The organism is Streptomyces sp. NPDC005070, assembly GCF_053600395.1.
Genome location: NZ_JBSFZS010000291.1, coordinates 1 through 4,007, shown reverse-complemented (window position 1 = coordinate 4,007; position 4,007 = coordinate 1). Strand labels below are relative to the sequence as shown.

General features: G+C 72.4%; 2 protein-coding genes and 2 pseudogenes. 2 read left to right on the top strand and 2 right to left on the bottom strand.

Annotated elements, in window-relative coordinates; genetic code table 11:
- Nucleotides 1-277 precede the first annotated feature (277 nt).
- Entirely contained in the window at nucleotides 278-883 is a 606-nt protein-coding gene (locus ACWEBX_RS37855; protein WP_451889271.1) for a GOLPH3/VPS74 family protein, read from the top strand.
- A 217-nt stretch (nucleotides 884-1,100) separates the two neighbouring features.
- Here ACWEBX_RS37855 and ACWEBX_RS37850 read toward each other — a convergent pair whose 3' ends face one another.
- Nucleotides 1,101-2,258, bottom strand: a complete 1,158-nt coding sequence (locus ACWEBX_RS37850) for a hypothetical protein (protein ID WP_451889270.1) — start codon at nucleotides 2,256-2,258, stop codon at nucleotides 1,101-1,103.
- On the opposite strand from ACWEBX_RS37850, the pseudogene ACWEBX_RS37845 reads away from it, so the two are divergent.
- A pseudogene (locus ACWEBX_RS37845) lies at nucleotides 2,257-3,129 on the top strand (LacI family DNA-binding transcriptional regulator); the annotation flags it as partial. The gene ACWEBX_RS37850 and the pseudogene ACWEBX_RS37845 sit on opposite strands and share 2 nt — an antisense overlap.
- A 159-nt stretch (nucleotides 3,130-3,288) precedes the next feature.
- Here ACWEBX_RS37845 and ACWEBX_RS37840 read toward each other — a convergent pair.
- Nucleotides 3,289-3,825: pseudogene (locus tag ACWEBX_RS37840) on the bottom strand (amidohydrolase family protein); the annotation flags it as partial.
- Between the last annotated feature and the right edge of the window lie 182 nt (nucleotides 3,826-4,007).

Below are 4,007 nucleotides of genomic sequence, written 5' to 3'. Positions count from 1 at the left end.
GCGGTGAGCAACGTGCCGAGCGAGTCGGCCCCTTCGGGCAGGTTCTGCCGGACCGAGGCGGCCAGCAGGGTGATGCCGAGCGTGCAGGCCACGGCATGTCGCCGACCGGCCGAGCCCGCGGCTCACTGACGCACCGGTGTGCCGGGAGTTACGATCACGAGCGTGACGTGCCCTTCCTCAGCGGACGACGGATCGCCCGCGGAGGCCGGCGCGGTGGATGCGCTGGATCCGATGCGTGACGGTCGCGCCGGGCGAAGTACTCCGAGGGGAGCCGTTCGTGACCACGGCCAGGGACTTGTTCATCATCACGATGGACAAGGAGCCGGAACGTTCTGTGGGGCAGGGCGACCTGTCGCTCGCCCTCGCCGGAGCCGAGGTGATCGATCTTCTCGCCGGCGAGGTGATCACGCTGGACGGTGACCGGATGACACCGGCGAGACAGCCGGCCACGAACGACCGTCTTCTGGGCGAGGCGGCGTCCTCGCTCGTGCGGCAGGTTCCGTACGAGCGCGTCCAGGACTGGCTCTGGCGCAGGGGGCGCGATCTGGCCAAGGTCTATCAGACCGACCTCGAACAGACGGGCCAGCTCACCCGGCAACGGCGGGGCCGACTGCCCTTCGGCCCCGACCGCATGGAGCTGGTGGACTCACCGGCCCGCACTCGGGCGATGCACCGCTGGGCGGCTGACGAGCCCGTCCTCGCCGCGCTCGCCGAAGTCGTCGGAATCCCCGCCGAGGAGGCCGATGACAACTCCTCGGTCGAGGACGAGGCGGTGACGACCGTCCTGGTCGCCGTGCACGACGCGGTGATGGAACTGGAGGCCGTCCGCCAGCGCCGGGTCATCGAGAGCGCGGCGTTCGCCAACATCTGGCGCGGCGCCTGACGCGGCCCGGGCCGCCAAGAGCCCGTACCCGATGGACAGCCGCCCTCGACGAGGGCGGTTCGCCCGACGGTCAGGAGCGGCCGAACGGCCGTACCGCGCGGGGCCGGCCACCGGGCCGGGGCCCACGCCGCGAGGGCCGGGGCCCACGCCACGGGAGCCGGGTGTGATCGGTGACGGGCGCGGGGGGAGGCCGGTGCGCCGTCCCCCGCGCCCTGGGTCACTCGGAGGCCTCGCGGGCCCGCCGCTCGCTCTCGCGCGCTTCCTGGAGACGGGCGTCGACGCGCTGCGCCCGCCGGGGCAGCAGCGAGTCCGTGACGCGCTGGAGCGTCTTCGTCAGCGGATGCCTTTCCTGCCCCTGAGCGGAACCCCGCGCGGCGGACGCGGCGTCGCGGTACTCGGCCATATCGGCGAGCGCCGCGTGCGCGAGCTCGGTCGCCTCCCGGTACAGGTCGCGCGACGTCGTCATCGCCTCCAGAGCCTCGGAGTACGAGGCCACCAGGGTCCGCGCGCGGACGAGTTCCTCTTCGAGGGTCAGCAGGCTCCACTCCTCGCGGAGCGCCGTGAAGGCCGCCGCCGCGTCGTCCGGCAGCGGCCAGGGCAGCGCCGCGAACTGTACGACCTTGTCGAGGAGTTCCGTGGGCTCGGAGCCGTCGAGGAAGACGCTGCGCACCCTGAACGCCTGCTCGTCGAACCCGGTCCGCGCCGGCGTGCCGGACAGGATGACGGCGCCGCCCCGCGGCACGGACGTCCCGAGGTCGCCGAGCGCCCAGTTGACGGCGTGGAACTGCTCGGGCGTGGCCCGGTGTTCCACGACGCGATGCAGCAGCGCGGGCGGCAGCAGCCGGACCAGCGGGAGGCGGCCCTCGGCGTCGGGGGTCATGGCCTCGTGCACGACGACGTTGACGCTCCAACTGTGCCGGGCGATGTCCTTGAGCAGACGACGCAGCGCCGCGTCGTCCTTGGGCAGCGGGTTGACGCCCTGGAACAGCAGACCGGCCGCGGCGTCACGGTCCCAGGAGAGGCCGCTCCGCTCGGGCCAGAGGAGTGCGGCGGGGGAGGGCCACCCGGGATCCCAGGGCCGCTCCGCCTCGGCCGCCAGCGTCCAGCGCCGCTCGCCGTCCACGTGCGGACGTCCGTCGGTGGTGAGCCGCGCCCGCACGGTCACTTCGTCCTCGACGAACCAGCGGGCCTCGAAGACATGCCCGTCCGGCGTCGTGGAGTTCTCCTTCTCCAGGAAGTCCTGGATCCTTTCCCTGTTCTTCAGTTCCCGCAGGTGCTCCCGGACGGCCGCCTGCGGGGCGGGACCTGTGTGGCGCCCGGCGGCCAGCCAGACCGTTTCCGGGGCGTTGAGACGCTCTGTGGAGGACTTCGGCATGAGTCACTTTGCTGCTGGGGTGTGGTGTGCCCTCCCAGTATGGTCACCTTTGGCCAAGAGCCGGGAGGCGAGGCCCCTCGGGATCACGGACCTCCGCCATCGGGTGACTATGGGTGTTTCGTTGACGGTTGACCGTCTTGGGGGCATCGCGAAGATTCCGAGCGGCCCCGTGACCCCGGTGCCGGCCTGCCGGGGGAGGCCTGCGCGGCCGGGGTTCCGGCCCCCGCGCCGGGAGCGGCGGCGGCGGAGGTCCGGCCCGCCGGGGGCGCGGACCTGCGCGGATGCGAGACGGGTCGCGGCCTACCGGTACCTCGCCGACGGGCGGGCGCCGGTAGGGTTGCGGTCGGAGAAGGGGCGGACGCCGATGCGGCAGCGGGTGACCATGAGCGATGTGGCGCGGGCCGCGGGAGTCTCGTCCGCCACCGTCTCGTATGTCCTGAGCGGAAAACGTCCGGTCGCGGAGGAAACGCGCAAAGCGGTCGAATCGGCCATCGAGCGGCTCGGCTTCACTCTCAACCCCGTCGCCCGCAGCCTCCGTACGGGCAAGTCCACCATGGTCGCCCTGGTCGTGCCCGACATCGCCAACCCCTTCTACGCGCTGCTCGCCCGCTCCATCCAGGACGAGTTGCGCGGCCGGGGCTACCACGTGCTGGTGAGCAGTACGGGAGCCCGGCGCGACGAGGAGGAGGCGCTGCTGCACGAAGTGGTGCACCAGCGGTTCGCCGGCGTGGTGATGACGCCGTTCCGGCTCCCCACCGACGCCTTCGACGAACTGCGTGCCGCCGGAATCCCGGCGGTGGTCAGCGCCGACGTCTCGTTCGGTGACGTCGACCTGGTGACGCCCGACGCCGACGGCGCGGTCGGTGAGGCGCTGGCGCACGTGGCGGCCACCGGCCGGCGCCGCATCGGTGTGATCGCCGGTCCGCTGGACGCCGCGGGCGGTGATCCGCGCCTGGAACGCGTCCGACAGGACCTTCCGCCGTCCCCGGCCGCGCAGATACGCGACCAGCTCCGGGGGATAGCGGCGGCTGGTGTAGGCGCTGGTGTCGATGTACACGTTGGCGTGCTTGTCGGCGACCGCGATCATCTCCGTGGTCCACGGGTAGCCGATGTGCCCGCAGACGATGGTCAGTTCGGGGAAGTCGAGCGCGACCTGGTCGATGTAGGGGATGGGGCGGCCGGTCTCGGAGGGGCGTAGCGGTCCGGTGTGCCCGACCTGGGTGCAGAAGGGGACGCCGAGTTCGGCGCAGGCGGTGTACAGCGGGTAGTAGAGCCGGTCGGTGGGCGGCAGTTGCCACAGCCACGGAATGATCCGCAGGGCCACGAAGCCCAGCTCCTCGACGGCCCGCCGGAGTTCGCGCACCGCGGCGACGGGACGGGTGAGGTCGGCGCCCGCCACCCCGCGCAGCCGCCCGTCCGACCGGGCCACGAACCCGGCGACCTCGTCGTTGGTGATCAGGGCGCCCTGGGGTCCGTACCAGGCCGAGGCCAGGCCGGTGTCCACCCCGGCCTTCGCCAGCGCGGCCAGGGTGACCTCGACCGGCAGCTCCTCCTCCAGCGTTTCCATGCCGGTCCAGCGGCGCAGGGACTCGAACATCTCGTGGTTGGAGTGACGGAGAGTGGGGTGCTGCATCCACGCGTCGACGACCGGCATGGTCCTGTGCCCTCCCTGAGGCGGTGTCTGAGCGCTTGCTCACCCTCGCGGCGCAGGACAGCGAGGTGGCGGGAAACCTCGGGGGCGAAAGTTCC

What these genes read in the sequence shown, in the direction of transcription:
- ACWEBX_RS37850 (WP_451889270.1), bottom strand. Translation starts at nt 2,258, where the DNA reads ATGCCGAAGTCCTCCACAGAGCGTCTCAACGCCCCGGAAACGGTCTGG.